The following is a 3,245-nucleotide window of genomic DNA, read 5'->3' as shown; positions in this document are numbered from 1 at the left end:
GTGTCATCAAGTGTAGTGGTCAGGCGCTGACCCTGCGAGTCGCTGTGTAGCTCTGACTCCCAAATCAACACTCCAACCGGCACTGAGAAGCGCCAGCCTTGATGTTCCATTAAGGTAAACCTAGCCCCCATTGTCACACCCTGCGGTAACACTGGCGACACCAACTTCATCAACTCATGGTACTGACCCGCATCTAAGCTTTCACCGCTGATTTGCGCCGAGCCGTCACCTAAATCCAGGTAGCCAAGCTCAAATGCCAGCAGTGGCGTCACTTGATAACCCAAACTTAAGCCCACGCCTGTGTCTGAATTATCAAAGCCACTGATTGTCCCTGCTGTGACTTCTTGCTGCAGCTCCATTTGGGTTTTATCTGTCTCGCTCACACTTAAGCTTGCATCCAGGTACCAAGGGCTCGGCGCCGCTTGGACCTGCATGACACCCGCCATGGAAAGGAACCCAGCCAGCAACAGCTTGCCCTTAAGTCTTAGGTTAAACCTATTGCTAACGCGTAACATCAGCGCCATTAGCAGTGCAGCTACCCAAGCCCAGCCTAGGCTACCGCCGCCGGACTGGTTATCCACCACTTGAGGTTTGTACGCTTTCACGCTGACCATCACATTGGCCGTCGCTTCACCGTCTAAACCATCACTGATGCGGTAGCTCACAGTGTCTGTGCCTTCAAAGCCGGTTTTAGGGGTATAACGCAATTTATTGTTATCTATCATCACGCTACCTTGCTGCGCACTGACCGCTATTAAGCTTAACGCTTGGTTGTCTGGGTCGCTGTCGTTAGCAAGGACATCCAGAATTAATACCGTTTTATCATCGGTACTGGCGGTATCATCCATGGCAATAGGCGCACGATTAGCCACCACAGTGACAGTAAGCTCACTGCTGGCAGTGCCACCTTTGCCATCGCTGATACTGTATACCAACACATCGGTGCCGATAAAGTCAGTCGCTGGAGTATAGCTTATCTGCTGGTTATCCAGCACCACTGCAGTACCAAACTGACTACTCACTTGGCTCACAGTTAAACTATCGCCATCTGCATCTGTGTCGTTTGCCAACACGTTAATCTCAACGCTCTGGTTCACTGGCACTGTTACCGTATCGGCAACCGCAACAGGTAAACGGTTGTTACTCAGCATCACAGCCACACCGCCTGGGTCAACAATAGTGCCATTGGCAATACCATCATCATCGTTAGGGCCACCGTCTTCTATGGTTAACTGCACACACCAGTGGCCTTCGGTTAATCCTGATTGCCACTCAGCGGCGCCTGGCGGTGGACAATAGCCTGAATTACCCGCACTCGACATCACTGAGTTGTTGGCATTTAACACAAAGGCCTGCCAGTTACCGCGCACAAACTTACGATACACAGCATCGGTCGGCACGGGCCGCGCTTGAGGAATAACAACCGCAACGCTGGCACCCAATTTAGGGATGGCGGTAAGTTCAAAATCGAACAGACCACCTAGGTTCTCCGCCTGTGTATCTGTGGTCAGGGCATCCCCAGGCACTTGAATGCCTTTACTGCCATTCAGCTGCGCCGTATTACCTAAGCGCAAACACACCCCTGATTGGCTTTCTGCCAGGAAGGTCTGTTGTGAACTGGCCAGCTCTTGCAGCACGTTACACTCGTTAATCGCATCCAGATAATCCGCAAGGCCATCACCGTCAGTATCGGCAAAGCCTTCTTGGTTATCTGGAATTAAATCGCCGTCACTATCCACACTAGTAAGCGCAGGTAAGCTGTCTTTTACTAATAAAGTGAGTTGTACCTTGGTCGATAACTGCGGCGTACCATCGTCTGTCACCACGACACTTATGGGGTAACTGCCTGCAGCCACAGTGCTCGGGTCAAAATAACGGCCATCGGCATCTGCGTCTAACACCAATGTGCCTGTCGACCAGACCTCAGTGAGGCTGTCTTGCGGGTTAACGTCACGGCTTGTGACCTTAATGTACACCTTGCCCTCCGCCTTGCTCACCTGAGTGCGCTGCTCATTTGACTGGCTCACCACTATGCTCGCCGTCGGCGCAACATTCGCTTCAGTAATTAATAAGCGGGTTTCACGTTGGCCACTGAGGTTCAAGCTTGGGTCTAAGTTGATAACCAACTCTTCATCCGCTTCCGCGACTCCATCATCAAGCACATTAATGCTAAAGCTGGCTGATAACCCTGAGGTAATCTCAAACACCCCATCCACTAAGTCATGGTCATTGCCATCACTGCTGCCAGAGACAGTATAAGGAATACTCACTGGATATTGAGGTGATGGACCGTTTAAGAACACGCTTATTTTAGCTTCACTACCCTCACTAACCACTTGGTTACGACTAATGGATATCAGGGGGCTCACCGTCACTTTTTGCGACTTAATCGCGCTGCGACCTTGGCTATCCGTCGCCTGCCAATAAGCAACATGCTCGCCCGGTGCAAACAACTGCTTAGTGTTCACCAAGGATACCGCAAGCTTCTTGCCTGAGGCGTCAACCGCTGTCGCAACGCCAAGCTTAAGCTGAGTAAACAAGCCTGTCGCATTCGCAGTAATGTCTGCAGGCACTGTAATCACGGGCGCATCTGCTGAGCTTTCACCGCTAATAAGCAGTTGCACTTTGGCATTACTGCGACCTTTATTACCGTCGGAAATGCTATAACGCAACGCAACGGGTCCCACAAAGCCTATTGGCGCTTGGTATTTAAGCTGCGAGCTAACGATTTGCACGCTACCCACATCCGCAGCCGCACCATCGATAGTCAAGGTATCACCGTCAACGTCTGTATCGTTGTCGAGTACAGCAAGCGTATACAGGTTTTGCTCTGACAACACTTGACTATAACTGTCATCCACGGCTTTGGGCTCATCGTTAACCGGATTGACCTTAATGCTCACCACGCCCGGAGCTGAGCTTAACGCGGCGTCTTTAGCAATAAAGTGCACGCTATCATCGCCATTAAAGTCCGCGTCTGGAGTGTATAACCACACAGACCCGTGTTTAACTAGCTTGCCCGAGGTAGGCTGGGTGACCACCTCAAAACTAAGGGTGTCACCCTCTGCGTCTGTGGCTGCAAAGCTTAATGATAACGAAGTATCCTCATCCACACTCACGCTGGTATTGGTTGCAACCGGCGCACTATTGGCAACCTTTGGAATAACGCTATTGGATGCAGCTGAGGCAGCACTGATTCCTACGATATTGGTGGCCGTAACAGTGAAGCTATAGGCAGTTCCGTT

Annotated in this window: 1 protein-coding gene; it reads right to left on the bottom strand. The window is 51.1% G+C overall.

The features are described 5' to 3' along the window. Window positions 1–3,245 (bottom strand): Ig-like domain-containing protein (locus H5073_RS17750; protein ID WP_182680895.1); only part of this gene is annotated, 3,245 nt, incomplete at both ends.

It is taken from the genome of Shewanella sp. SR44-3 (genome assembly GCF_014163735.1).
In the GTDB taxonomy this organism is placed as follows: Bacteria; Pseudomonadota; Gammaproteobacteria; order Enterobacterales; family Shewanellaceae; genus Shewanella.
Note: the sequence above shows the minus strand (reverse complement) of the source record. Positions and strands in the feature narration are given on the sequence as shown.